Origin of the sequence: Shewanella sp. 10N.286.48.B5, from assembly GCF_002874355.2 — a bacterium.
In the GTDB taxonomy this organism is placed as follows: domain Bacteria; phylum Pseudomonadota; class Gammaproteobacteria; order Enterobacterales; family Shewanellaceae; genus Shewanella.
On record NZ_MCVG02000001.1, the window covers coordinates 1711354 to 1736392 of the forward strand.

A 25039-nucleotide genomic window follows, 5' to 3' on the forward strand; every position below is an offset into this window, starting at 1 on the left:
ACTGACATGGCAAATAAGCAAACTCAAATTGGCGTATATGTTTTTGCAACTATAGTGAGCGTCATTTGCGCGGCATTATTTGCCTTAAATTTACTGCCTCTTGCACAAATAGATATCGACAGTTTACTGGCTTATCGCTATGACTCAATTACCCAAGGTGAATGGTGGCGACTGCTTAGTGGTAATATTCTGCATACTAACTTGTGGCATTTACTAATGAACCTAGCCGGTTTTTGGGTGATTTTGTTTTTGCATGAGACCCACTACAAACAACATAGCGTTAAACTCGCAGGCTTATTTTTGAGTTTGGCAATGCTTGAAGGACTCGGCTTATATTGGTTTTACCCAGAACTAAAGGGTTATGTGGGGCTAAGCGGGCTATTACACGGACTTTTCACTTTTGGCGCGCTACTTGATATCCGAAAAGGCTTTAAATCAGGCTATTTGTTATTGTTAGGGGTCATCATCAAAGCTGGTTATGAAACCTATTTTGGCGCCAGTGACAGCGTCAGTGAGCTGATCAATGCCAGAGTCGCCACAGAGTCTCACTTAATTGGCGTCGTAAGTGGGTTATTGTGCGGGTTAATTTGGTTGCCATTAAGTGGTTATTTAAAGCGCGCTCAAACACTGTCAACAAGCCACAATTAAGTATCATTTTGTGCTTGCTGATAAATGTTTGGCCGCCAAATTTGCATTAAGATTTCCGGATTATCTACCGGCAGAAAACCATATTGAGCGTAAAGGCCATGAGCATCCCTTGTGGCCAGCATCATTCTCCTTAATCCCTGTATATCTGGGTGACTTATCACCTTTTCGATGAGTAACTTACTTAGGCCAATTCCCCGATGTTGATCAGTAATAAACACATCAGCTAGATAGGCGAATGTGGCTCTATCTGTGATAAGGCGGGCAAAACCAACTTGCTCGCCTTGGTCAGTAAATACCCCATGCTCAATGGCCTTGGCTAATACTGTTATCGGCATCCCTTTGGCCCAATAGCTTTGTGAGATAAAACCGTGAATAACACTGATATCTAATTTATTTTGATCCGTTGAAATAACATAACCCTTGTTGCCTAACTGCTGCATTAACGCCCCTTAACTAAGATTTATTCAGTTTAAGTAACACACATCGCTGCCCATGCTTATGTTTGACTCAACATTTGCTTAGTATATTGATATAACTGCTGAGCATCTAAGTTTGTCGATTTGGCCAAACCCGCTAATACCCCTAGTTGATCAGCCTCTGAGCGATGCTGGCCTAACTTGAGTTTTCCTTCAACGCCAGTAATTGAAATTTTAAAACCAACAATGGCTTTTGCCAATTTATCGCGGTAATCATTCGGAATAAAACCACCATGTTGTAATAATTCAGGCTCATATTTAGCAATGGTGTCAGTTAAATGCAAAATGGTTTCATTGTTATCAGTTAGCTCAAAAGTGCCTGTGACATGTACCGCGGCATAATTCCAAGTTGGCACCGCAGGAAAACCGTCATACCAAGTAGGTGAAATATACCCATGAGGACCGGAAAATACCGCCAGCACAGATTGTAAATCCAATGTTTTCCAATGATTATTGGCTTTTGCCATATGGCCATATAACGTGTGATTACCGTCAGCATCAGTTTTAAGGATTAATGGCAGATGAGAGGCTTGTAAATCGCTCGAGCTAAGCAGAGCAAAGCCAAACTCTTGGATAAAGTCTAAAGCCTCGTTAGACTGCATTTGTGATTTTTTAGGTAGGTACATGAACATCCTTAATATGCAGGTTTAACTTTTTGGGAGCTCTGTATTAATGAGTGACTCAATAAACGCGTTAATTCGTTGCTAAAAACTGCTGTAACCTTTGTTTTAATGGCGCTATTGCAGCTGGATGAGCCAAATAATCAGCTATGGTCATCAATTGCCAATATTGGCCTTCTGAGCCAAAATTAATCGCATCTAGTTCAGTTTGAGTAATATAAGCGACAAAAAAGTAGGAATGGCCATTTGCAGTTTGGTTAATCCCTCGCTGTTTGTATATCAAACGCTCTATTGGCAGCGCAATATCAAATTCTTCATGTAGCTCTCTAAGCACACACTCTTGGGCCGACTCCTTGCCTTCGCGGCCACCACCGGGAAAGTCCCACTGATTCGGGAACGGAATATTGGTTTTATCATCCCGTAAGTACACCACCAATTTATGTTCAAAAATCAGAGCTAATTTACAACCAGTGAATGATTCAGAATCCACATTTTTGGTTATCGCTTGTTGATTTGATAGCCCCATTTGTCAGCGACTCCACGGTTGATTTATTTATAATCACTATCCCATAAAAAAACCCGTGTTGATACTGAGATTGATTCAGTTTCAGCACGGGTTTAATCGCAATAACTCAGTAAAAAAGGTATCGCATTAGGCAATAATAATAAAACCAATAAAAGTAATGCTAGCGGCAATAAGCGTATAAGGTAATTGCGTTACGGCGTGACTGACTAAATTACAACCAGCACCTTGGGCGGCGAGTACGGTGGAGTCACTGTAAAAACACGCCTGACTGCCAAAAGATGACGCAGAAAGTAGCGCGCCTATCACGAGTGGCATATCCGCGCCAACAGCTTGAGCTAACGGCATCACAATAGGGATGGAGACGGCAAATATGCCCCAACTCGAGCCTGTAGCAAACGCTAAAACTGCCATAGCGATAAACACCACTGCTGGTAACATTTGCGCAGTCATATAGGGGCTTAAGCTTTCAATTACAAATTGTGGCAGCAATAATTTATCGCAAACATCTTTAAATATAAATGCAGCAATTACAGTACCAATGGCAGGTAACATACTTTTAAAGCCATCAATCATTTGTTCCATCATATCGGAGAACGGCATTAATTTTTGCACCGCATAATAGGGAATAGTAATCAGCATTGTCGCTAATAAACCTAGCCAGACATCTATATCAAAGTACACGGTAAAACCGACCAGTAAGATGATGGGCACTAAAAAGTTATGTAACTTGCCTTGTTCATCTGCGGCGCTGAAATTGTCTTCAATCGCCTTAACGCCATAGTCATCGCTGGTATGGGTTTCTGCAGACTCATCCACAGGAATACCAATACCTTGCTTGGCTTTAAATTCTGCTTTTTTCATCGGTCCAATAAGTGGGATAACCCCTAAAATAACCAATGGCACCATGATCACTGCCACCCAAGCATAGAGCATATAAGGAATCGCCTGCATATATACCGCAATGCCCTGCCCCGATTCGGCAATGCCGTTGTCTACTAACAAACCGCCGAAAAATACAGCCCAAGTTGATAACGGCACCAGCACACAAATAGGCGCCGCAGTTGAGTCAACCACATAAGCGAGCATTTCACGGGAGATTTTATATTTATCGGTTACGCGCTTCATGGTCTCACCCACGGTGAGCGCGTTAAGATAATCATCGATAAAGATGGCCACACCTAATACAAAGGTCATCATTAATGACGATTTGGGCCCTTTCGCTACTCGTAAGGCTTTTTTACCAAAGGCAAACGCGCCGCCGGTCCTGACTAATAATGCAATCAAAGCGCCGAAGGTACCACACACTAATATCAGCCAACCTATAGTTTCGTCAGCCATTACACTCAGTGAGATTTCTGAAAAATTATTCAATGCTTCAGCAGGATCTAGCATCAATAATCCCACAACTGCGCCTATCACTAAGGCGAGTATCGGTCTTCTTAATAAAATCGCTAAAATTATAACAACCAAAGGCGGGATCAAACTGATCGCAGATGGCTCTGTCATCACGGTTTTTCCTTGTTAAAAGAAGATTAATATTGGAAAAAGAAAGTAATGTCGAATTGCATTTTAGTCAACAAGAACTAAACACAATATTGAAAAAAATACGGGTTTATTTCAAAATAATTATAAGAAAACAAATTCACTGTGACTGAATAAACAACCACAGTGACATTATTATTCATAGTTTAGGCTATTGACTACTTTAACGTCAGCACGATTAATCGCAACACTCGTTATGTGAAAAACTCACTTCAAACTCTCCTAAGTTGTCATAAACAACGGATAAAGGCGTATCCATATCGACCTTAATTACGCCGTGGTATGACCCCGTTATAATGTACTCTCCCGCATTTAACTCGATTCCTAATGCAGATAAATAGTTAACCAGCCAATACATAGGATTTTGAGGTAATTCACATGGGTGAACACCGATATAATCATGTTTAATCCCTGCCTGAGTCATTGTAATGTTTATGCCAGCCGCTTTATAAGCCGCCGCTTTCTCAATTTCAGGGCCAATAAATAAACCTTGATTACTTAAACCGTCAGCTAAACGCTCATAATGATTAGCTTTATAACCTTGACTAAACCTCGGCTGAATAAGCTCTAATGCCATATGAGTTGAACCTATGGCAGCATCTATTTCTGCTTCGCTGTAATGTTTGCCACTGGGTAAGTTACTTCTGAGTAAGAATGCGATTTCAGGTTCTATCAATGCTTGGCCATTAACCGCTTTCATTTGACATACCACCTGAGTTTCAACAACTTGCCCCAACAATGGTGCTGCGATAATACTGCCATCTTCTCTTGGGGTAAGGCATTTCCAACCTAAGGGAGCATGATCATGTAGGGCTATCATCAATTGCTGTACAGCATGAGCATCAGCCAAAGTTTTAGGCGACTGTAATAAATTAAATTCAGACTTAGGCTGTGTAGCATTACGCTGTGCTACTAAATGCTCTGCTATCGATTTAAAACGTAATGCTTGTTGATCAACTGTTTTTGATATATTGGACACACTAAATCCTTATGTGGCTTAATTTAAGCAATGAGAGAAAGAGACGGTAAAACAGTAAAAATTAATTTGATTCAATCCCATACAGTTAAACATGTGATGTTTAGAGGATCAATATGGATTACTTCTAAGCCATAAATAAAAACGTGCTTAAACCTCAAGGTTTAAGCACATTAATTTTATCTATCAGATAATGCTGCTAGCCATGACACATGCAGAAATTACATAAGTTCTACAAGCCTTGCCTTAGCATCGCTCAACAAGGTTTCTGTTAACGACTGGGCTAACGTACTGTCTTTTGCTTTAATCGCATCAAACACTTCTTTGTGAAAGGGTATTGAGCTTTTGTTTTCAGCATCATTTTGGTTAGTCACACGAATACTGACTAGCAATGCCGAAAAGATGACACATTCCATCGAAATGAATAACTCATTATGAGACGCTTTTAAAATAGCACTGTGAAAGTGTGCATCTGCAATCACAAAACGATCCACATCGCTTGTAGACGCTTCCATTTCAGCCAGCGCTTGAGTAATTGCTTGAATATCTTCTTCCGTGGCATTTAATGCTGCGAGACTGGCAGCTTTAGGCTCAAATGCGAGTCTAAACTCCATCAATTGAGTTAAAAAGTCAGGATTAAGTGGTGCAGAAAGGTGCCAAGCTAAAACATCATCGTCAAGTAAAGCCCAGTTATTTCTAGGTTTAACACGAGTACCAATTCCTCGGCGTACATCTAATAAGCCTTTACCAACAAGAATTTTTACCGCATCACGAACGACAACTCGACTGACTTGATAGCGTTCAGCCAGTTTATTTTCATCATCAATAAGCGTACCAGGCACAAACGTTCCAGCAACAATCCTACGACCTAACTCTTTTGCTACTTGAACCGGCAAACTCGGCGACATCGAGTTTGTTCTTCTTAAATCGTAGTATGTTAGTTCACTCATGTAATTATTCTATCCCAAGAAATATAACTACATACTATGTATATGATTTTGTGATGATACACAACCATCTGATGTTAATTATTGTCACTTTGGCTAAGAGAAAGGCGAATACTGGCATCATTGAGCAGTTTTTCGGTTAATTTCTCAGCTTTGTCACCATCACGATTAAAAATGGCTTCATACACATCTCGATGAAAAGGAACCGACGCTCCATTGTCTCGAGGGTCTTTATTGGTCATTTTAATACTTACCAATAACGCAGAATATATAACGCCTTCCATCGATGCCAGAAAACCATTGTTTGCCGCTTTCATCACCGCTTTATGAAACAAAGAGTCGGCAATAATAAAGTCTTCTGCAGTACCAGAAGCCTGCGCCATTCCTTCAACTGCTTTGGCAATTTCAGCAATGTCTGCATCCGTCGCACGCTCAGCAGCCCATCGCGCGGCTTTAGGCTCAAATGCTAATCGTACATCCATTAACTGCTTCAAAAAATTAAGATTGGGTGGCGCTGATAAATGCCAAGCAAGAATGTCATCATCCAGCATATTCCACTTATCTCGTGATTGAACACGAGTACCAATGCCCCGCCGCACTTCTAATAAACCTTTGCTTACTAGAATCTTTACAGCGTCACGAACTACCACTCGACTAACATGATACCGAGACGCCAAGGCATTTTCATCGTCAATAAGACTGTGGGCTTCGAAAGCACCAGAAACAATGCGGCGACCGAGTTCTTTAGCAACTTGTACAGAAAGACTAGGCGACATTCCTTGGGTGCATTTTAAATCGTAATATATTAATTCACTCATAGGTTAAATATAAACATAGTATGTTTAAGGTGTCAATTGAAACAATCTATGATTGAGACTTAATAATATATTGACTTCACATTAGATAAATTGATGCTTTGGGTGATAAGCAGAAGTAACTAAAAAAATAGCAGCCTTTCGGCTGCTAAAGCTACAACAGATACTTACTAGGAATAAGTATAAAGGAAAGCAAAACAACACTATTTGTATAAAGCGACAACAGACAAGTTCAAAATCATCTCTGAAATGACTGAACTAATACAACTCACTGAACTCAGTTTACGGCATTATTGAACTCTAAAGATTTGGCTTAGTGAACTGTTAAGGTACTTTTATAACCTTGGACATATGCCATAGCGTTATGCTTAACTTGCTCAACACTCATCCCAGCTTTATATAAGCCGCTTCCTAAACCAAACCCACTGGCACCTGCATCAATAAATGCTTGCATAGTGTCTGGTGAAACGCCACCTACGGGTAAAATTTGGATGTCAGGCAATACAACTGACATCGCTTTTAACCCTTTGGGGCCAAGAGTATCAGCAGGAAATAACTTTAAAGAATCCGCACCTGCATGAATGGCTGCATAAGCTTCAGTAGGATTAAAAAAACCTGGAACACAATAAAGATTCTTAGCTTTACTGTACTTAATAATTTCAACGTCAGCATGAGGCGATATAATTATCCGACCGCCAGCAAGTTCGACTTGATCAACTTGCTCTTTGGACACCACCGTACCGGCACCGATCACAAGATTTTCACCGTACTTATCACTTAATAACTTAATGCTTTCGTAAGGTCGTGGCGAGTTGAGCGGTACCTCAATCACTTTATAGCCTTGTTCTACTAGCACATCTGCAATAGCGATAACTTCTTCAGGTGTCACACCACGTAAGATGGCAACTAAAGGTAATTCATTTAATGCATCTTTTAACGAAATAGCCATTAACTTGCTTCCTTAGATATAATTAAATTCGCCTGTTTAGCAATCGACAACATCCCAAGGGCTGATGCTTTAGCACTGCTCACTGTAGTCGACAAATACCCCAACTCTTTTAACGCTTCGCTATATAGGTTGTTTAGTTGAGAGCTGCCAATGAGATAAATATGTTCGAGGTTTGGCGATGAGGCTAAAACCGAACAAAGTTCTGATCCAATAAGTAAACCTGAAAGATAGCTAGTCACATTATCATCGGCTAAACGCTGCTCTAGCCTCAGTGTTCTGGCACTAAAAAGGTGATGCAGTAAGCCCCCTTCACGCTGGCTTGTATGCACCCCTTGTAAAAAACCGTCCATATCTATTTCTTCAATATGCGATTCGGCACTTTTATCTAAACCTTTACCCAAAATGCTATGCTCAAGCACGATGTTGAACATCTCACCCGTCATATGCGTTGATAAATCATCTATCAAGGTATGGCCATGGTCGCTTTTCGCCATTCTTATCCATTTGGAGTGAGTGCCGGGTAAGCAAAACACTAATTTTTCAAGCTGGGCGTTATTTAAAAGGCCTAACTCATGTTCAATCAATGACACCGCGCCAAACACTTGCACCTCTTCACCGCGCATAACATCAGGTTGTAAATTAGATGTTTGGCATTTGAAACCTGGAACAATATGTAACTCTAACCCTGCTTGATTGTTCACTGCCTGTAATTGAGTTGCTGCTTGTTTAGCATCAGCAGGACACTCGACATAGCCTGCATCACACCAACCTTGTGCACTGCCGACCATGCCAGCCATTAATACAGGTACAACATTTTTCTGCGCACTAATGTCATTCAACCAAGGTTGAATTTGTTCAAGTAAAGCAGGTTCAAATTGCGCTTTTTCAAGGCACAACATACCTTGTGGTGACGTCACTTCGGACAAAATATGGCCACTTTTATCCAATAAGAAGGATCTAAAGTTACTACTACCCCAATCAACCGCTATAAGTGCAGGTTGAGGCGATGATGCATCTATCATGGGAGAATTCTCTAGAAAGGTTAATTAATGACTTCGTAATGTTTAATAAAGTCAGGATCAGGTTCAACACCAATCCCTGGACCTTGAGGTAAGGCAACACTGCCGCCACTGTCTTTTACTTGCTTTAAGATATTAAGCGGCTCTTTAAGTAAGTCTTCACGAAAACGATTCGGTGTAGTGTCATATTCAAGCATGGGTTGTACTGGATGCGCTGCCCCCGGTAAATCAGGTAATGCAGCTAGTAAATGAAGATTTGTACCGACGGCAATTGCTGAGCCCCAAACATGATTAATCACTGGGATAAAATGAGCATGAGCCATCGCTAAAACTTTTTGGTATTCAGTAATGCCGCCAAGTGCGCACACCTCAGGTTGCAGTAAGTCTACACAACGGTTTTCAATTAAGTCTCTAAAGCCCCAACGGGTAAACTCAGCTTCGCCACCTGCGATGGTCATATCCAACGCTTCACATAAATCACGATAACCTTGCTTATCTTCAGGAGCGACAGGTTCTTCAAACCAGTGAACACCTAAATTTTGTAGCTCACGCCCCAATGGAATCGCTTCTCTAGCAGTATAAGCATGATTCGCATCAACCATTAGACGCATATCGTTACCGATGCCTTTTCGTACAGCTTCTACGAGTTTAATGTCCCTATCAGGACTTAGACCGATTTTCATCTTAGTCGCAGTAAAACCCATTTCTTTAATACGAGCACTTTCATCGGTAAATCGAGCTTCTAAGTCATCAAAACGTTGTAGCATCATGCCGTAACCGTAGGCAGGAATACGCTCTCTGAATGCCCCGCCAAGTAGTTTATACACCGGCTGTCCATGAAACTTGCCTGCAATATCCCACAAAGCGATATCTACACCCGACAATGATTGGATAGGCATTCCCTTTTGGCCATGATCACGCATCAGGTTGTAGACCTTGTGCCAAATTACCTCTCTATCCAGTGGATCCATGCCTAGAATCATCGGCTGTATTACTTTTTCAACAATAGTTTTATTGGCAAAAGCAATACCGCCACCGCCAAAACATTCCCCCCAACCTGTAATACCTACATCAGTAATGACTTCAACTAAATGGGTCGTTCTTTGGGCGTAGTATTGCTGCGAATAACCTAATTCTTCTTTAAGATCGTATTGCAATACGTGGCTTTTTATTTCAATAATTTTCATCGAATAACTTCCTGGTAATACCGAATCAGCGATACTGAGACTTTTGCTAAGTAACTAATAAAGAACTATTGCTAAAAACTAAACGGCACGAGAGACTCGTTTGTAAGCAAGGTAATCGTCCAGCGCTAGCAAGGAACAATCGACTCCAACTCCAGATTGCTTAATACCAAAATGAGGTAAATTAATCGCATATTTAATGCCATTCACTTGTACTTCTGCAAATCGTAGCTCATCAGCAAACCGCGTAACTCTGGCTTCATTAGTCGTGAAAATAAATGATGACAGGCCGGCCTCAGTGTTGTTAGCTTCAGCTAAAACCTCATCATCTTTACTGAAAGTCATGATGCTGATAACAGGTCCAAACACTTCCTCTTTGGCAATATCCATCTCAGGAGTGACACCACACAAGACAGTTGGGCTATAAAAATAGCCTGTTTCATGTCCTTCGGGCTTACCACCACCCGTTAGTAACGTGGCACCTTTAACAATCGCATCTTGTACCAGTGCATCGATTCGCTGCCATGATGAAGCATCCATAACAGGTCCCATATCAATATCTGCTGTTTTATCAAAACCTACTTTGACAGAATGAGCGCGAGTCAAAATCATTTCAATAAACTCATCTGCAATGGATTGTTCAACAAGCACCCGATTTGGTGTGACACAAATCTGACCTGCGTTCGCGAATTTCACGCCACAAATCACGTCTGCAGCATTGTTTAAATCAGCATCAGCAAAGACTATTGCAGGGGCATTACCGCCTAATTCCATTGAGTAGCGTTTAATGGATGTGGCGCCCGTTGCGATAACATGTTTACCGACATTGGTAGAACCAATTAAAGTTAACACTGAAGGGATAGTTGATGCTGAAATTGCATCGCCCACTTTATGATCCGGACCAGAAATAATGTTAACCACACCAGCTGGCAAGCCTATTTTTGCGCATAGTTCACCAACGGCGTAAGCAGATAAAGGAGTTTTAACTGAAGGTTTAATGACAATCGGACAGCCCGCAGCCATTGCAGGGCCAATCTTGTAGGCAAGGTTTAGTAGTGGAAAATTCCAAGCTAGAAATGCTGCTGCCACACCCACAGACTCACGTCTAAGTTCATGAGTATGAGTGCCCTCTTTATCTTCAAGTGTTTCTTGCTCAAGGTTCAACATAGCGTCGGCGTAAAAATTTAAGCTATCCACCAACATTTGGTAATCATCTTTTGTTGATGACCAAGGTTTTGCCATTTCAAGATGGATGCACTCTCTAAGGTGTTGTTCGTTTTCAATCACAGCATCACGCAATTTGTACATCCAATCGGTTCTTTGCTTAATCGTGGTTTTAGACCAAATTGGAAATGCTTTATTTGCAGCCGCTAATGCTTGTTCAGCCTGGGCAATATCTGCTGCTGCAATACTGCCAACAGGGGTTAGAGTTGCAGGGTTGATAACTTCAGTTGTCAATCCACTAGAAACCAACTCACCACCGATATATAGTTGTTTTATAAGCATTAGCACAGCTCCATTTGTATATTTCTAATACGCTATTCGTTAAAACCTGTTACATAAACATCATAAAGCCATGGTGAGTAAAACCCTCTTTACTCACAGATAACACATCTAATGACTAGGCAGTTAACCAATAAAAGAATAAATCGCATAACATGATAAGTATTTAAACATATGATGTTTAGGAGTGCAATATACAAAGCCTAAATGTTTACAAAAATGTTAACAAAATATTTGCCTTTGAGGATACAAGTAGGATGTTAAGGATTGCTACTTTACTGGCGAAGATAAATAACTTGCAGAGTTTAGGAACGAATATTTAAAAAGCGGCAATATTTTAGCTAGCCGATAACAAGCTTCTATAAGGTCTTGCTATCGGTTTATATTAAGGTGCCGAATTAGGCTATAGAATGATATTTTTGAAAAGATAGTAATGCTATTAGTATTTATTTGGACTTACCTTTGGCATCATTTTGACTGATCACTAAGCGACCTAAATACTCCGACAAACCAACACCTTTACGAACGGTTTCGGCCCAGTGACTACCTAAGATAAAACCAATAGCTGTGCAAACAGGTAATATCACACCTGTTAACTCTCCAGTTAGATATAGACTTAATACTGCGCCAATACCTGCACATAATAACGTTGGAGACAGTGCGATTGAAAGCCACAATAATGATTTTACAAACAGTTCTATTATAAGCATTGAAGTTCCTTTTCAAATTAAATACAAGATTTAAACTATCATAAATTCAATCAATTAAGAATAGAATAAGCATGAGACTATGAAAGAAAGGTCCATAGCAGGATAAATTGTTAACGTTAGCATATAGGTGCTGTTAAATAGTAAAAAAGAAATGACCTTAATGAATGGCTCCGTAATAGTGATTGCTGTTCATGTTTAACTTGCGACACAAAGCAAATGAGATAGGTCTGAACAATTACCCCTTAATAAAGCACTCGATGGACCATTTACGACAACTGTTTGCAAGAATAACTGCTACAGAATCTCGTTCAATAGCCTCTTTCAATGAATCCGCACTACCTAAACAAGGCTCTAAGCCAATGACATAAGCAGGCGCTAAATCACTGCCTGACCAACCACAATAATTAAGCCATAAGCCAAAATGTGAAATCTCATCTCGATTAAAGCGAAAACCACACATCTGCTTGCACTCTGGTTCAAAGAGCGCGACTTCAACCAGTTGATTACTATCTTCAGGTATTTGCCGAACTAACTCATTACTGAATAGTTTACTAGCAAATTGGCTAGATTCAGGCATTACGTCAGCAAGGCTAACCACTTTATCGGTTGATTCACCAAAATAAGGCCAGTTTATGTGTTGTTGTGAGGAATTAAAAAAGTCTTTAAAACCACTGTCAGCCCTGAATTGGTGGATAGATTCAGATAATTGAATGGTCATCCCCTCTTTAGCTGCGAATATAGGGTGCATAGACCAGACAAATGGTAAATCATCTGCTCCGTGATTAGTTACACAATACTCAATTGTAAAATAATCACTTTCAGTACTTAAACTGATGGTTCTCTCAAATGTATACGGTAATTGTTTACTTGTGCAAAGCAGAGTCACAGCTACATACCCATTAATTTCAGCGACTTTGCTAACTTGCCATGGCATACACCATAACTCACCATGATCGGGAATTTTGACGTGACTGTAGTTAGGGTGGGAATAGATTTCCTGGCTAATACTTGGGAAACACTCATCCCAGCCACCTATGTCATTACCATCAACAAACGAATCACCATATTGAGCTTTGCTAAGCTGGCCGTATGGCGTTTGTTGTAGCCATTCATGCTGCATGGTAACGGACTTAAGGGAAATGATTTTGCCCCCAAGTTGAGGCATGACAGTCATAGACACTTGGTTATTAGCTATTGTGATTGCTTCAAAGCCATCAATTTTAGAATAAATTAACTTTAACACTGCAGATTAACGCTAAACACTGTACAGCATGTGCCTATCAAAAAGCGCTCATCGACAATCGCCCAAAACAATGCGCTTTTAATCATGATAAATAACTGAGCGACCACCATCGACGACAAGGCTTTGACCTGTCATAAAACTTGAATCTTGACTGGCTAGAAATAAAGCCGGTTTTGCTATTTCACTGGTAGTGCCGTTACGCTTTAAAGGATGCACCTCAGCCATAGCTTGACGAGAGCTCTGCGGATCGTCAGTTGCGTCCCAAGAGTTAAATGCCATTGGCGTTTCAATCATCCCAGGGCAAAGTGCATTCACGCGAATGTTACTGTCAGCAAATTCGACAGCTAAATTACGTGTCAGGCCTATGACTGCATGCTTGGTAACCGCATACGGGAAATAACCGGGTACAATTTTAAACGAGTGCACTGAACCAATATTAACAATACTGCCGCGGCCATTTTGTTTCATGTATGGATACACAGCTTTGCTGCAATACCACATTCCATCGACATTAACTGAAAAACTTTTCTTCCAAGCATCGACCGACACATCATCAATTTGGTTACCAGGACTAATTAAGGCGGCATTATTAATTAACACTGTAGGCTCACCTAATTCCTTAACTGTTTTTGCTACCATTGCATTGACCAAATCTTCATCTGCAATATCTACAAATGCGAAAATAGCCTGATGACCTTGAGCAACCAGTTTATCGACCACTTGTTGACCTAATGTTTGGTTCATATCTGCTACGCAAACTTTAGCCCCCTGCTGACAAAATTCTTCAGCAATAGTGCAGCCAATGCCGTCAGCTCCACCGGTAATAATGGCTACTTCACCCATTAAACGATCAGACATATTATTCTCTTTTTTTTTAATTAGTTAGGTTTTCACACTATGATTAAGAACTGTAAGCAAACCAGTTAACGAGACAGTAAACACCCTGTTAAAGTTAGTGTTAACGCTCGTGTACCAATTCACGCTCAATCGCTTCAATGGTCTTGCCTTTTGTTTCAGGCAAAATCAACGCCATGACAATACAACCGATAAACGCAACGCCGCCATAGTATAAAAAGGTATTCGCAGCGCCCATGTTTTCTAATTGCCACGGGAAAAACTGTTGAATACTCCAACTTGAAATACTTTGCACTAGTGCAGCAAAAGGCAGCGCCACACTTCTCACTCGGCTAGAAAATATTTCAGAGAATATGACCCACATAATTGGGCCAATTGACATATTAAATGCCGCTAAAAATGCGAATAAGCCAAATAAAACAAATGCTGGGTTGATGGTTATTGATTCGTTAATCACCACACCACTGATCAAAGGCAATTCTTTTTTAGTATACACACTGGCCAAATCTGCTTTTAATGCTACATCTGTGTCATAGGTTTTACCCAAAAATGGTAATAATTTGTCAGCATCGACCTGTTGCAGTGCCACTTTTTGAATAACAGGCTGGCTAATTTGATAACTCGCGTTATCAAAACCGTACCAAATTGATCCATGCGCTAACACAATCAATAAAAGGCCTGATACCGTAAGTACTTTCCTACCTAATTTTTCTACGGTAAAAATTGCGACTAAAGTAAACAGTACTGAAACTCCACCTAATACAATAGTTTGTAAAAAAGTATCTTCTACACTCATACCAATTTGCTCAAATACAGTTGGCGCATAAAACAGCACCGCATTCATCCCTGTCGCGCCTTGAACAACGGCATACACAACAGCAATAATAACTAAAAACCGCATTGGTTTGCTAAACAGTAATTTAAGCTGCTGTACGACTGTATTTGTACTGTCTTGTTTAATGGTTTGCTTAATATCAGTCATTAACTCACTGACTTCACCTTGTGCAGTGATTTGCTCAAATACAGCTTTAGCCTCATCATCTCGCTGCTTGCTCAGTAACCAACGTGGTGATTCCGGGATGGTAAGCAATAACGAAAACCAAATAATATTTGGCACAATCTCGAAGCCGAGCATTAAACGCCAAATATTCTCATCCGTTAATGATTCAATGCTGCCCATAGAGCTAACAAGAAAATAGTTAATAACAAATGCAATCAAACTGCCTAAAGTAATAAGCAGCTGATTAACAGAGACAAATTGACCGCGCTGTTTTGCAGGGGCTATTTCACCAATATACATGGCCGAAACAGTGATTGAAGCAAATGCCACACCACCAATAAACCGCCCTACTACTAGCATTTCATAACTGTTGGCGAATGAAGAAATAACAGTAGATAACGAGTACGTGAGTGCAATGCCAAGCAACACCTTTTTACGACCAAAACGCTGACATAAGCTACCAGTGAAGAACAAAGCTAGAATAACACCAACAATGGCACAACCTACGACGTTACCTGTTTGTAAACTGGTTAACTCAAATTGAGAGCTAACAAACCTCAGTGCTCCAGAAATATTCGCAGCATCTAAACCAAATACAAAGCCACCAAATGCGGCAATCATCGAAAATTTAATCGCTTGAAAGTGCTTATTTTTATCAGTCAGTTTGTTATCGGCCCGCTTATTACCAGTAGACGCCGTTTCTGACATTGTTGTTTCTAGCAAAGTGATATCCCCACATCTTGTTTCTTAATTACCCTGTCAGAAAACATCTTTATATATGCAATAACGCAAATTAAAAGCTGATATTTTCAAATACAAAATAAAGAATGAATCATTCCATTAACAAGATTTAAACATATGATGTTTCAATAGGCAATACGTTTGTTAATTATATTAACATTGGGATATTAAGTGGAGTGGATACAACTGAGAGCAATAAGGAATTCAAAATAGTTGAATCGACTATCAAATAATCTGACTAATGGTGATGGCAGAGTACAACGATAATTGATTGTAACTTACTTTACTTTTCAGGTTGTTACTACATTTATTTTTTACAAAATACACATTTTAAACGTATAAATAGCGGTGAAGAAATCAGTAAAGAAAAACGAAGTTAGGAAGGATAAATTACTCTGCAAATATCTATCAAGTGTATAAGCATAAGCGCAATACTGTTTAGCCGTGTCTTTCAATTGATTGTTATGAACAGGCTGGAGACGATTTTTGTGCTGAAACAACAAGTTTGTAGTCAGATAAAAGTGTTAACTCTGCATAACGTTACGCCTAGCCTATATCTGTATGACTTCATTCAAAATTACTTATTCGTTTCACAAACACTTAAATCAAAATCATCTGGTATTTCGTGTGGCATTTGCTCTACTTGGAAATAACCCCAAACAGAAAATAATATAAATAAGCTAGGTATTAAAAGGTGAAATATTGACTTAGCACTTGCTTTCCAGCCTCGCAGAATTGGAGTGGGTTTATATACTTTTACCCCTTTAGGCGGAAACTGTTTATGAATAATGCCTTTATATCCAAGAGGTACAGTAACCAAACCGATTATGACGGCACTGAATAGCGGTAAACCTACAAATAAAGCATGCCACATGACTGTGATCCCAGAGTAACCGAACAGAGTTCGGCAATGTACAGTATCAACATACTCATTAATAAAAGGGAGGTACCACTTTTCATTAATTATGAGTATCAGCACAGCCAATAGAAGAAATAAAAATATCCTCTTAAACTTTTCAGGTTTTGAGAACTCTTCTGCGTATTCGATAACGCTCTCCTTGTGTAAAGTGTAAAGTGTAAAGTGCAAAAGCTTCAACACAGGGCTGATAATGCTAGTCCAAAATGTGTAGCGAAGCGAAACCAAGCTATAGCTAGCTGCTTGATTACGTTGAGTCGCATACTTAGCTCAAATCGCTAATTTGAAGAAGTAGAGTGACCCACACGAGTGTGAAGATAACACTGTCAGTAATTTACCCCTTTATTAACTGACAGTCTTATTCCGTTAGGTTCACAGCAGGCTCAAATAGCCCTTTGACTTTAGTATCTAACAGGATTGTCGTGCCATGGATATTTGCGGTAACTGGCGCTTCCTCGAGTCCACATTGTGCTGAGGTAGTAAATAATTTATCCGCGAGTTCTCCGCCAAATGCCGGACAAGTTGGTCTTGATGTACCGGTATCTACCCTTTCGAGCTCTTTACCTTCTGGCGAAAGGCAAACTACACAACCACCATCCCATAATGACACCCAAACATTACCCTCTGCATCTACAATCGCACCATCTGGCGACACTGCTGAGTCTGAAAAGTCAAAGAATAGCCTTGCATCTCGATGTCTAAGCTCTGAATCAGAAAATTCATCAACAGGCCAACCTGTAAAGGCATCTAAGCTAATCCAATACATTTTTTGCGCGGCAGAATCGGCGTAATATGCGCGCTGACGTGATTTATCAAAGCACATGCCATTGGGAATGGTTAAATCGGTAATTATGGTCTTAAGTTGACCTTGGTAATAGCGATAAAAACAGCCTTTGTTTGGCGTTGCGTCATTATCCATAGTGCCAATCCAAAAACCGCCCCAAGGATCGGCTCTGCCGTCATTACTGCGATTCGAGCTAACTTGATGCTCAACATGCACTATTAACTGCGTTTGTTTCGTATCGAGATTGAATCTATACAAGCCCGTTTCAGTGGCTATGACTAAGTGGTTTTGATCGACCCAACCTATTGCCGTCACCATTTGATCAAACGTATGCTGGCTAGTCTGTTCACCTTTTCTACTCATCAACTGCTTATTAGGGAAGTCGACCCAATATAAAGTGTCAGTTAAAGGGTGCCACAGTGGGCTCTCGCCAACATAATTAACTCTACTATCAAAAACCTGACTGCTCATGTTATTCCTTTGATTCGCCTGTGGTATTTTGCGCCACTTTCAGAATAGTTCTGATTACCAATTAGTATGTGAACCATCACGTTTACTTAAATGTGGGGCTTCTGTCTCTATGGGGGTTGCTTGTCTAAATGCCGCTTCATTTACTTCTACACCCAAACCTGGAACATCTGGCAACATAAAAACGTTACCTTCAAGTTCGTGCTGTAATGGGAATAAATTAGTGTCATGGGCTCCGAATGGACTGAATGGTCCTTGATGGGTTTCCATTAAACTAAAATTAGCTAAAGCTGCGGCAAAGTGATTTGTTGCAGCTGTACAGACCGGCCCTAATGGGTTGTGAGGCATCACATCTATATAATGCGCTTCAGCCCACCCTGCGACTTTCATCGCTTCAGTTAGGCCACCAATATTACAAACATCGACACGTAGATATTGAGTTAACCCTTGTTCAATATAAGGTTTGGCCGCCCATTTCGAACTAAACTCTTCACCAATAGCAAACGGAATATTTGTCATGGTGCGCAGTGTTTTATAAGCATCAGGTGATTCATTGCGAATAGGTTCTTCGATAAAGTCCAGCGTATCTGGTGCTAATCGCTGACAAAATGAAGCCGTTTCCGCCACACTTAGTCTATGGTGATAATCAATCCCCAAGGTAATATCTGGTCCAAGAATTTTGCGTAGCTCATTTAAACAACGTGCTGTGCGAGTAATAGACTCTTGTGGTTCAAATAATTTAGGATCGTCAAAGCGACTTGGGATCACTCGAATTGTGGTCCAGCCTAGTTCTATTAGCGCTTTAGCTTCGTTAACGAGTTCATCTAAACGGTCAGGATCTGCCTCAGTATAGCAACAAGCAAAACAAGGAATATTGTCTCGCTGTTTACCCCCTAACAATTGATAAACTGGTACATTTAGCTTTTTACCCAAAATATCGTAAAGCGCAATATCAATTGCTGATATGGCAGCTGTTATTACCCTGCCACCTTCAAAGTAGTGACTTCGATAAAGCTCTTGCCAAATACGACCTATTTGTCTTGCATCTTTGCCTTTTAAAAACTGGGAAAAGTGTTTAACAGCGCCCATCACTGCATATTCACGGTTAGATAAACCAGACTCTCCCCAGCCGATAATTCCGCATTCTGTAACTACTTTTACAAGTAACTGATTACGACTACCAACACAGCCTAGCAGCGCTTCTACAGATTCAATTTTCATTTAAATGCACCATCTAATTATTATCATTATTTTTGCGGTTATTCTGTTCTTGGCGATGACTACACCGAAGCCAGTTAATCTACTTGCCAATAATTTAACTTTTTACGCTAGTTAACAGGCTCTTGGCTAAAGTAAAAGAACTTAGTTAAAGTAACTTAACTTACTGCGTCGCTGGCAAACGATATTTATCCATTCTGTCCATATCGTATTTTTCAAACTTACGCTTTAATAACCAGCGCGGACGCTCTAAAGTGAGCTCCCAAGTAAACAAATCTTTGAACATCTTTTTAACGCGCTCAGGCTCTGCTGCTGCAAGATTGTGTTGCTCGCCAATATCATCAGCTAAGTTATATAACTCTGCAGGTCTATCAGGAAAACGAATAAGCTTCCAATCTTGATCGCGAATCACAGCGCGCGTTTCTTTTTTCCAGAACATCTGTTGATGCGGTCGACTTACATTGTCGCCGTTTATATAAGGCAGCAAATCAACGCCGTCAGTATCTGTTACTTTATCAGCACCACCTGCGGCTGCAACAAAAGTAGGTAATAAATCTAAGGTACTAACTGGATAGTCATAACGTTGATTAGATTTAATTTTTGCTGGCCAGCTCATGATAAATGGCACACGGACCCCACCTTCTAAATGATTAGATTTCGTGCCTGCTAATGGTGCATTGTTCGATGCGTTTTTATCGGTTGGACCACCATTATCATTGGTAAATACCACGATAGTATTATCAGCTAAATCGAGTGCTTCAAGTTTGTTCATCACTATGCCGGTTGCTCTATCCATGGCTAAGGTCATGGCGGCTAACTCTTGTTGTTTTCCCGATAATTTTGGGAATTTAAGTAGATCATCAGGCTTTGACTCCATCGGAGTGTGCACAGCATTAAAGGCAAGATAGATGAAAAATGGATCGTGTTTATTTTGCTCAATAAAGTCTGCAGCGGCTTGGCCAAGAATGTCCGTTAAGTAGCCTTCTCTTTCTTCAAAATGGCCTATTCCGCGTTCTAGTTGTTTGTCATACATAGTGCTGTTAGGGTCATTTTCAATTTGTTTTGGGTATTTAAAGTAACTGCGATCGCCACCTCTAAAACCTAAAAACTCGTCAAAACCGCGGTTTAATGGATGGAACCGTTCGGCGCTGCCTAAATGCCACTTACCCAATACGGCAGTTTTATAACCTTGTTCTTTTAAGTAGTCTGCCATGGTTGTTTGATCAACTGGCAAGCCCATTTCAGGCCCTAATAACGCTGAGTTATCACTCATAAAACCCGGTACGTTGATTTCTTCGTAGCCAAATCTTTGCTGATATTTACCTGTCATTAATCCAGCTCTCGATGGACCACAGGTTGCATCACTCACATAGCCTTGACTAAAAATAACCCCTTGCTCTGCAATATTGTCTAAATGCGGGGTTTGCATGATTTGACTGCCTTGAAAGCCAAAGTCGCCATAGCCGGCATCATCGGCAAAAATGAGAATGATATTTGGTTTGTCAGTCGCAGTAGTGAGCTTCGCTTCAGACTGTTTCTGTGTTTGTTGTCTCGTCTCACCTTGCGCATAGACGTTAAGGGTTAACAGGCTAGACAATATCACTACGCTTTTGATTATTCTTACTTTCATTTAGAAACTGCTCCATGTATTCACAACGACTGTCATCGTTAATATTGTTTGTTCGCGCAAAGCTGTCTAATGAAGCGTTGGCTCATAATGACTAGCCATGTTTGGCACTTCTACAAACGGTGCCAAACTTCAACTATCAAAATCAGTGACAAATCACGCCAGGTAAGCAGCTAAACCTCGTCTAAAGTATTAGACCAAGTTTGCCTCACATTAACTTAACAATTAACAAACAGTAAAACGTTACAAATATTTAAACATATGATGTTTGCACTTGTAAACAGTATGTTGTACCAACCAATCATTTATGGCACAACAAATGGAGACTAAAGAGCATACATTTGGTGCGATCAATACTTTTTACCCTGTAATTATAGAAACTTAAATTTATTTTCTCGGAATATATATCAAACAAAAATATTATCTAAAAGCCTATTACCTTTGTTGATACAGCAAACATTTCATACAAAAATCGCCAAAATTTTAACGAATTCCTATTCGATTGAAGAAGTTTTTTTAACAAATTTCATTTACAAAACCACCACAAAACCCGACAATTTCTCTGATAAATGATAATAAATCAATGCTATAGCACCGTAATAACAACAAATATTTAACATGTTGCACATTTAAACATCATATGTTTAAATACTTCATATGAACTGTATTGCCTGTTTTTTATACATATACTAACAAGCTTATTTAAATACGCTGTAAACATTAAGTCGTGGTTTACCAAGTTCTGATTTGTATGGGGGGGGAATTTATTTCCCGCAATAAGACATAAATAATAAATACACGGAGTAAGAAAATGCCTAAATATAGTAAATTGCATAAAGCAATATTGCTGGCTGGTTGTTCTTTTGCAGCCTTCTCAAGCAACCTATATGCTGCGGAAGTTGTAGATGCGCCTAATGAAGAAGCGGTTTCAACTAAAGACATTGAAGTCATCATGGTAAGCGCGCAAAAACGTGAGCAGGCACTAAAAGATGTTCCCGTCTCTATTGAAGTTTTGGATGGTGATTTAGTCGAAAAAATGGGTGTCCAAGACGGTTTCGACCTCGTTAAATACCTACCGGGCTTTGGTATCGATGACAGTACTGAAATTAGAACAACAACATTAAAAACCCGTGGTATTGGTACTTTTACTAACTCTATCGGTTTGCAATCTTCAAACCTTGTGGTTATTGATGGTGAAGTATTACCCCGTCAATCTATGCTAAACCTTGCGGTTGCCGATGTTGAACGTGTTGAAGCGTTACGTGGTCCTCAAGGCACCTTATTTGGTCAAAACACCTCAACCGGTATGCTGCATTATGTGACCAAAAAGCCTAATTTAAATGGCGTTAGCGGTAAAGTTAGAACCGAACTCACCCAAGACAATGGTATAAATGTTAGTGGCGTAGTGAATGTGCCATTCTCTGACAATTGGGCGTTTCGAATGAACGCACAGTGGAGCGAAGTTGACGGTTGGATTGACAATACAATGCCAGGTCATGAAGATTATAAAATAGGTGAAAAAGATCAATCAGGTTTACGTGGTCAACTTCTTTATGATGATGGCGAGCAATTTAATATCTTGTTCCGTGCTGAATATGCAGAAACTGACAGTAACTGTTGTTCAATGACACAGATTGGTCCGGTTAATCCAGATTACGGCCCTAAACCTATCATCAACATTAAAGATGATGGCATCATTGAAGGCACAACTTATAACCGTATCAATTCTTCAAAATCTTTTGATGATACAGGTAAACCTGTTACTGCTCGTAACCCCGAAGCAAACTATGGTTCAACTGAAAACTTAGGTTTCTCTATTGCTGCTGATTATTACCTTAATGATGACTTAACCCTTTCATATAATGGTAGTTACCGAGACTTCGACCTATATAACAGTTCAGGTTTTTTCACTTTAAACTTCCCACTAGAGCGTTCAGCATTTGGCGGTAATGAATCTGTTATCGTGAACCAACAAGAAATTCGTTTAAGCTCATTCGATAATGAAAAGTTTGATTGGATTGTAGGTCTGTTTTATCACAACACTGAAGGTCAACGTTCAGAAAACCGAGATGGTTGTATCGCTGGTAACTTCGGCTTTATCAATGGCGGTGAGTTATCTGGTTGTTACGATCGCCAGTCTACAAGAAACTTCTTAAGCATGTACGAAGGCCAACAGTTTGACGAAAGTATGATGGCCGGCCTAAATCCAGGCCGTTTGCTCTCTGGTGGTAACTTCACCACTAACTTCGAAAACTTTGCCATCTTCGGTCAATTTGAATACCAAATTACAGATCAACTAGATGCCACTTTCGGATTCCGTGCTCTGCATGAAGAAGGTGAAGCAACGTTCGAGCGTACTGATTTGTTTGCACCATCAGATGGGATTGGTATGGATACATACGCTGATGTGTTAGCAATGTCTCAAACAGATCCTTCATTGATTAAGCGTCAAACTGAAAAAACCAAGTTCTCAGATTCTGATGATGCATTTATTTACAAGGCTGTTGTCGGTTACGACTTTACCAATTCAATTCGTGCTTACGTCAATTACTCAACGGGTTATAAAGGTTCTTCGTATTTTGTTACTACAAATACTAACCCATTAGATGCTGATCAATTCCCAACAAAACCTGAGCAATCAAGTAACTTTGAAGTTGGTTTACGTACTGGCTTTTTTGATAATGACGTACTATTCAACATCACTTACTTTGATATGACAGTTGAAGATTATCAAGTACGCGCAACACGTGTGATTGATGAAGAAGAGAATATCGTTTTCGCAGGCTACGTGAATGCAAAAGAAGCACGCTCAACGGGTTTCGAAGCTGATGCGATAGTTGATATCACAGAAGATTTACGTTGGACCGCAAGTTACGCCATTTTTGATGCGCGTTACGAAGATTTCTCAGATACACCAATTAACTGTCCTGCAGGTGATGGTGGCGAATTAGCAGATCGTTGTAACACTGATCCTGTAACCGGTCGTCAAACATTTGATCAAACAGGCCTTTCTTTCCCGAATAATGCTGAGCAGCAAGTATTTAGTACACTGAAATACTCTACTGAATTCGGTAACACTGGCTGGAATGGTAACGTACAAGCAGCTTGGCGTTATAACGGTGCGCATACACAAACTATTAATGAGCTAGCGCTTGATCAAAATGCTAACCCTTCTTCAAGTATTTGGGATTTATACTTTAACTTTGGCCAAGACAATTTACGTTTCAGCCTATATGTGAAGAACTTATTCGACAAGCCATATACCACACGTCAAAACACCAACCAAGAAGGTTATGGACAAGCCTTCTACCCTCGTGATTGGAACCGTTTCTTTGGCGGCAGCGTGCAATATGCTTTCTAAGCTCGTTTAATCCATGTTGCCTTACTGTCATTGCCCCAACAGTGATAGTAAGGCTTAAAGCAATACAGCACGTAGCTAACAAGTACGTTACTAACAAGTATGTTGCTAACCAGTTCAATAACGGGCGAATGAGATATCCCCTTTCCTGTCTCATTCGCCCTACGTTGAATTTGCGATTTTTAACACAGTGATTGCTAAACATGATGGAAGTATCAAAAACACCTTCGGGTGTTTTTTATGTCTACAGCATAAGAAGTCGTTACTTCACACATCATGAGGATTATAATTCTATGTAAATTTTTTTCTTGCTTGCTAAATTATCTGTAATTGTCGGATTGCCAATTATCGAGAACCTTACTAGGATCACCATGACACAACTCACCTTAGACAAAATTGATTTCGCGATTCTCTCAGCGCTACAACGCCATGGGCGATTATCCAATCAAGAATTAGCAATCAATGTGGGGTTATCACCTTCTCCGTGTTCTCGTAGAGTTAAAGCTTTAGAGGATGCTGGTTTTATTGCAGGTTACGCAACACTATTAAATGCAGAACAATTCAACCTAGCCTTAACTGTGTACATTCAAATCCGCTTAGAAAAACACGCCAGTGACATATTAGAAGCATTTGAAGCCGATATTATTAATTATGAAGAAGTTCAAGAATGCAGTTTAATCACCGGCAGTGAAGCTGACTATCACCTTAAAGTGTTAGTCAAAGATATGCAGCATTACAAAGTATTCTTACTGGATAAACTCACGACAAACCCACATATAGCAGGGATCCATTCAAGCTTTGTACTTAAAAAAGTGAAAAGTAGCACAGCCATTCCCATCAGTTAATGTGCGCTATATCAACTTTGTACCAATCAGTAAAAATAAATAAAATTGCGCCAACAAACCTTCTTGGTT

The 25039-nt window shown here is 40.1% G+C and carries 22 protein-coding genes; 3 read left to right on the top strand and 19 right to left on the bottom strand.

The annotated features are described in order from the left end of the window. Positions 1-6: 6 nt before the first annotated feature. Positions 7-648 carry a rhombosortase gene (rrtA, locus tag BCU57_RS07445; RefSeq protein WP_102435564.1) on the top strand — a complete coding sequence of 214 codons (642 nt, stop codon included), beginning with the start codon at positions 7-9 and terminating at the stop codon, positions 646-648. On the opposite strand, the gene BCU57_RS07450 is transcribed toward rrtA, so the two are convergent. The 19 genes from BCU57_RS07450 to BCU57_RS07540 all read right to left on the bottom strand — a co-directional run bounded on the left by BCU57_RS07450 (position 645) and on the right by BCU57_RS07540 (position 20770). Next, on the bottom strand, positions 645-1088 hold the full coding sequence (locus BCU57_RS07450) for a GNAT family N-acetyltransferase (RefSeq protein WP_102435566.1): 444 nt from the start codon (positions 1086-1088) through the stop codon (positions 645-647). The two genes, rrtA and BCU57_RS07450, sit on opposite strands and share 4 nt — an antisense overlap. Positions 1089-1144: 56 nt before the next feature. Next, on the bottom strand, positions 1145-1750 hold the full coding sequence (locus tag BCU57_RS07455; protein ID WP_102435568.1) for an FMN-binding negative transcriptional regulator: 606 nt from the start codon (positions 1748-1750) through the stop codon (positions 1145-1147). Between the two features lie 67 nt (positions 1751-1817). Further along, positions 1818-2270, bottom strand: coding sequence for an NUDIX hydrolase (locus BCU57_RS07460; protein ID WP_102435570.1), 453 nt, complete (start codon positions 2268-2270; stop codon positions 1818-1820). Between the two features lie 126 nt (positions 2271-2396). Continuing rightward, a complete protein-coding gene (locus BCU57_RS07465; protein ID WP_102435572.1) occupies positions 2397-3776 on the bottom strand; it encodes a Na+/H+ antiporter NhaC family protein in 1380 nt (459 codons plus the stop codon). Positions 3777-3990: 214 nt separating this feature from the next. Beyond that, entirely contained in the window at positions 3991-4791 is an 801-nt protein-coding gene (locus tag BCU57_RS07470; protein ID WP_241903426.1) for a 2-keto-4-pentenoate hydratase, read from the bottom strand. Positions 4792-5009: 218 nt separating this feature from the next. After that, entirely contained in the window at positions 5010-5738 is a 729-nt protein-coding gene (locus tag BCU57_RS07475; RefSeq protein ID WP_102435574.1) for a FadR/GntR family transcriptional regulator, read from the bottom strand. Between the two features lie 74 nt (positions 5739-5812). Next, positions 5813-6553 carry a FadR/GntR family transcriptional regulator gene (locus tag BCU57_RS07480; protein ID WP_102435576.1) on the bottom strand — a complete coding sequence of 247 codons (741 nt, stop codon included), beginning with the start codon at positions 6551-6553 and terminating at the stop codon, positions 5813-5815. A gap of 310 nt (positions 6554-6863) precedes the next feature. After that, the gene (locus BCU57_RS07485; RefSeq protein ID WP_102435578.1) at positions 6864-7499 is read right to left on the bottom strand and encodes a 2-dehydro-3-deoxy-6-phosphogalactonate aldolase; all 636 of its coding nucleotides are present in this window, start codon (positions 7497-7499) and stop codon (positions 6864-6866) included. After that, positions 7499-8521: a 2-dehydro-3-deoxygalactonokinase gene (locus BCU57_RS07490; RefSeq protein WP_102435580.1), complete on the bottom strand. Its 1023-nt coding sequence runs from the start codon at positions 8519-8521 to the stop codon at positions 7499-7501. Before BCU57_RS07490 ends, BCU57_RS07485 begins: the two co-directional genes overlap by 1 nt. A gap of 20 nt (positions 8522-8541) precedes the next feature. Continuing rightward, positions 8542-9705 (bottom strand): mandelate racemase/muconate lactonizing enzyme family protein, encoded by a 1164-nt coding sequence (locus BCU57_RS07495; protein ID WP_102435582.1) that lies wholly within the window; start codon positions 9703-9705, stop codon positions 8542-8544. 78 nt (positions 9706-9783) lie between these two features. After that, complete coding sequence (locus BCU57_RS07500; RefSeq protein ID WP_102435584.1) at positions 9784-11208, bottom strand: aldehyde dehydrogenase family protein; 1425 nt, start codon at positions 11206-11208, stop codon at positions 9784-9786. A 443-nt stretch (positions 11209-11651) separates the two neighbouring features. Continuing rightward, positions 11652-11915 carry a hypothetical protein gene (locus BCU57_RS07505; protein WP_102435586.1) on the bottom strand — a complete coding sequence of 88 codons (264 nt, stop codon included), beginning with the start codon at positions 11913-11915 and terminating at the stop codon, positions 11652-11654. A 235-nt stretch (positions 11916-12150) separates the two neighbouring features. Continuing rightward, a complete protein-coding gene (locus BCU57_RS07510) occupies positions 12151-13158 on the bottom strand; it encodes a hypothetical protein (RefSeq protein ID WP_102435588.1) in 1008 nt (335 codons plus the stop codon). 78 nt (positions 13159-13236) lie between these two features. Continuing rightward, positions 13237-14016 (bottom strand): glucose 1-dehydrogenase, encoded by a 780-nt coding sequence (locus tag BCU57_RS07515; protein WP_102435590.1) that lies wholly within the window; start codon positions 14014-14016, stop codon positions 13237-13239. A 100-nt stretch (positions 14017-14116) separates the two neighbouring features. Then, positions 14117-15736: an MFS transporter gene (locus tag BCU57_RS07520; protein ID WP_241903427.1), complete on the bottom strand. Its 1620-nt coding sequence runs from the start codon at positions 15734-15736 to the stop codon at positions 14117-14119. A 595-nt stretch (positions 15737-16331) separates the two neighbouring features. After that, positions 16332-16628: a hypothetical protein gene (locus tag BCU57_RS07525; RefSeq protein ID WP_102527210.1), complete on the bottom strand. Its 297-nt coding sequence runs from the start codon at positions 16626-16628 to the stop codon at positions 16332-16334. 400 nt (positions 16629-17028) lie between these two features. Beyond that, positions 17029-17925, bottom strand: a complete 897-nt coding sequence (locus BCU57_RS07530) for an SMP-30/gluconolactonase/LRE family protein (RefSeq protein ID WP_102435596.1) — start codon at positions 17923-17925, stop codon at positions 17029-17031. Between the two features lie 54 nt (positions 17926-17979). Further along, positions 17980-19143: a mandelate racemase/muconate lactonizing enzyme family protein gene (locus BCU57_RS07535; protein WP_102435598.1), complete on the bottom strand. Its 1164-nt coding sequence runs from the start codon at positions 19141-19143 to the stop codon at positions 17980-17982. Positions 19144-19303: 160 nt separating this feature from the next. Continuing rightward, the gene (locus BCU57_RS07540) at positions 19304-20770 is read right to left on the bottom strand and encodes a sulfatase (RefSeq protein ID WP_102435600.1); all 1467 of its coding nucleotides are present in this window, start codon (positions 20768-20770) and stop codon (positions 19304-19306) included. Between the two features lie 808 nt (positions 20771-21578). Between BCU57_RS07540 and BCU57_RS07545 the strand changes: the two genes are divergently transcribed. Together BCU57_RS07545 and BCU57_RS07550 are read left to right on the top strand one after the other, a co-directional pair. After that, positions 21579-24128, top strand: a complete 2550-nt coding sequence (locus BCU57_RS07545; protein WP_102435602.1) for a TonB-dependent receptor — start codon at positions 21579-21581, stop codon at positions 24126-24128. Between the two features lie 368 nt (positions 24129-24496). Then, complete coding sequence (locus tag BCU57_RS07550; RefSeq protein ID WP_102435604.1) at positions 24497-24970, top strand: Lrp/AsnC family transcriptional regulator; 474 nt, start codon at positions 24497-24499, stop codon at positions 24968-24970. Positions 24971-25039 lie beyond the last annotated feature (69 nt).

What these genes read in the sequence shown, in the direction of transcription:
- BCU57_RS07535 (WP_102435598.1), bottom strand. Translation starts at nt 19,143, where the DNA reads ATGAAAATTGAATCTGTAGAAGCGCTGCTAGGCTGTGTTGGTAGTCGT.
- BCU57_RS07465 (WP_102435572.1), bottom strand. Translation starts at nt 3,776, where the DNA reads ATGACAGAGCCATCTGCGATCAGTTTGATCCCGCCTTTGGTTGTTATA.
- BCU57_RS07515 (WP_102435590.1), bottom strand. Translation starts at nt 14,016, where the DNA reads ATGTCTGATCGTTTAATGGGTGAAGTAGCCATTATTACCGGTGGAGCT.
- BCU57_RS07530 (WP_102435596.1), bottom strand. Translation starts at nt 17,925, where the DNA reads ATGAGCAGTCAGGTTTTTGATAGTAGAGTTAATTATGTTGGCGAGAGC.
- BCU57_RS07500 (WP_102435584.1), bottom strand. Translation starts at nt 11,208, where the DNA reads ATGCTTATAAAACAACTATATATCGGTGGTGAGTTGGTTTCTAGTGGA.
- BCU57_RS07495 (WP_102435582.1), bottom strand. Translation starts at nt 9,705, where the DNA reads ATGAAAATTATTGAAATAAAAAGCCACGTATTGCAATACGATCTTAAA.
- BCU57_RS07460 (WP_102435570.1), bottom strand. Translation starts at nt 2,270, where the DNA reads ATGGGGCTATCAAATCAACAAGCGATAACCAAAAATGTGGATTCTGAA.
- BCU57_RS07505 (WP_102435586.1), bottom strand. Translation starts at nt 11,915, where the DNA reads ATGCTTATAATAGAACTGTTTGTAAAATCATTATTGTGGCTTTCAATC.
- BCU57_RS07480 (WP_102435576.1), bottom strand. Translation starts at nt 6,553, where the DNA reads ATGAGTGAATTAATATATTACGATTTAAAATGCACCCAAGGAATGTCG.
- BCU57_RS07450 (WP_102435566.1), bottom strand. Translation starts at nt 1,088, where the DNA reads ATGCAGCAGTTAGGCAACAAGGGTTATGTTATTTCAACGGATCAAAAT.
- BCU57_RS07455 (WP_102435568.1), bottom strand. Translation starts at nt 1,750, where the DNA reads ATGTACCTACCTAAAAAATCACAAATGCAGTCTAACGAGGCTTTAGAC.
- BCU57_RS07540 (WP_102435600.1), bottom strand. Translation starts at nt 20,770, where the DNA reads ATGAAAGTAAGAATAATCAAAAGCGTAGTGATATTGTCTAGCCTGTTA.
- BCU57_RS07525 (WP_102527210.1), bottom strand. Translation starts at nt 16,628, where the DNA reads ATGTGGCATGCTTTATTTGTAGGTTTACCGCTATTCAGTGCCGTCATA.
- BCU57_RS07545 (WP_102435602.1), top strand. Translation starts at nt 21,579, where the DNA reads ATGCCTAAATATAGTAAATTGCATAAAGCAATATTGCTGGCTGGTTGT.
- BCU57_RS07490 (WP_102435580.1), bottom strand. Translation starts at nt 8,521, where the DNA reads ATGATAGATGCATCATCGCCTCAACCTGCACTTATAGCGGTTGATTGG.
- BCU57_RS07475 (WP_102435574.1), bottom strand. Translation starts at nt 5,738, where the DNA reads ATGAGTGAACTAACATACTACGATTTAAGAAGAACAAACTCGATGTCG.
- rrtA (WP_102435564.1), top strand. Translation starts at nt 7, where the DNA reads ATGGCAAATAAGCAAACTCAAATTGGCGTATATGTTTTTGCAACTATA.
- BCU57_RS07550 (WP_102435604.1), top strand. Translation starts at nt 24,497, where the DNA reads ATGACACAACTCACCTTAGACAAAATTGATTTCGCGATTCTCTCAGCG.
- BCU57_RS07485 (WP_102435578.1), bottom strand. Translation starts at nt 7,499, where the DNA reads ATGGCTATTTCGTTAAAAGATGCATTAAATGAATTACCTTTAGTTGCC.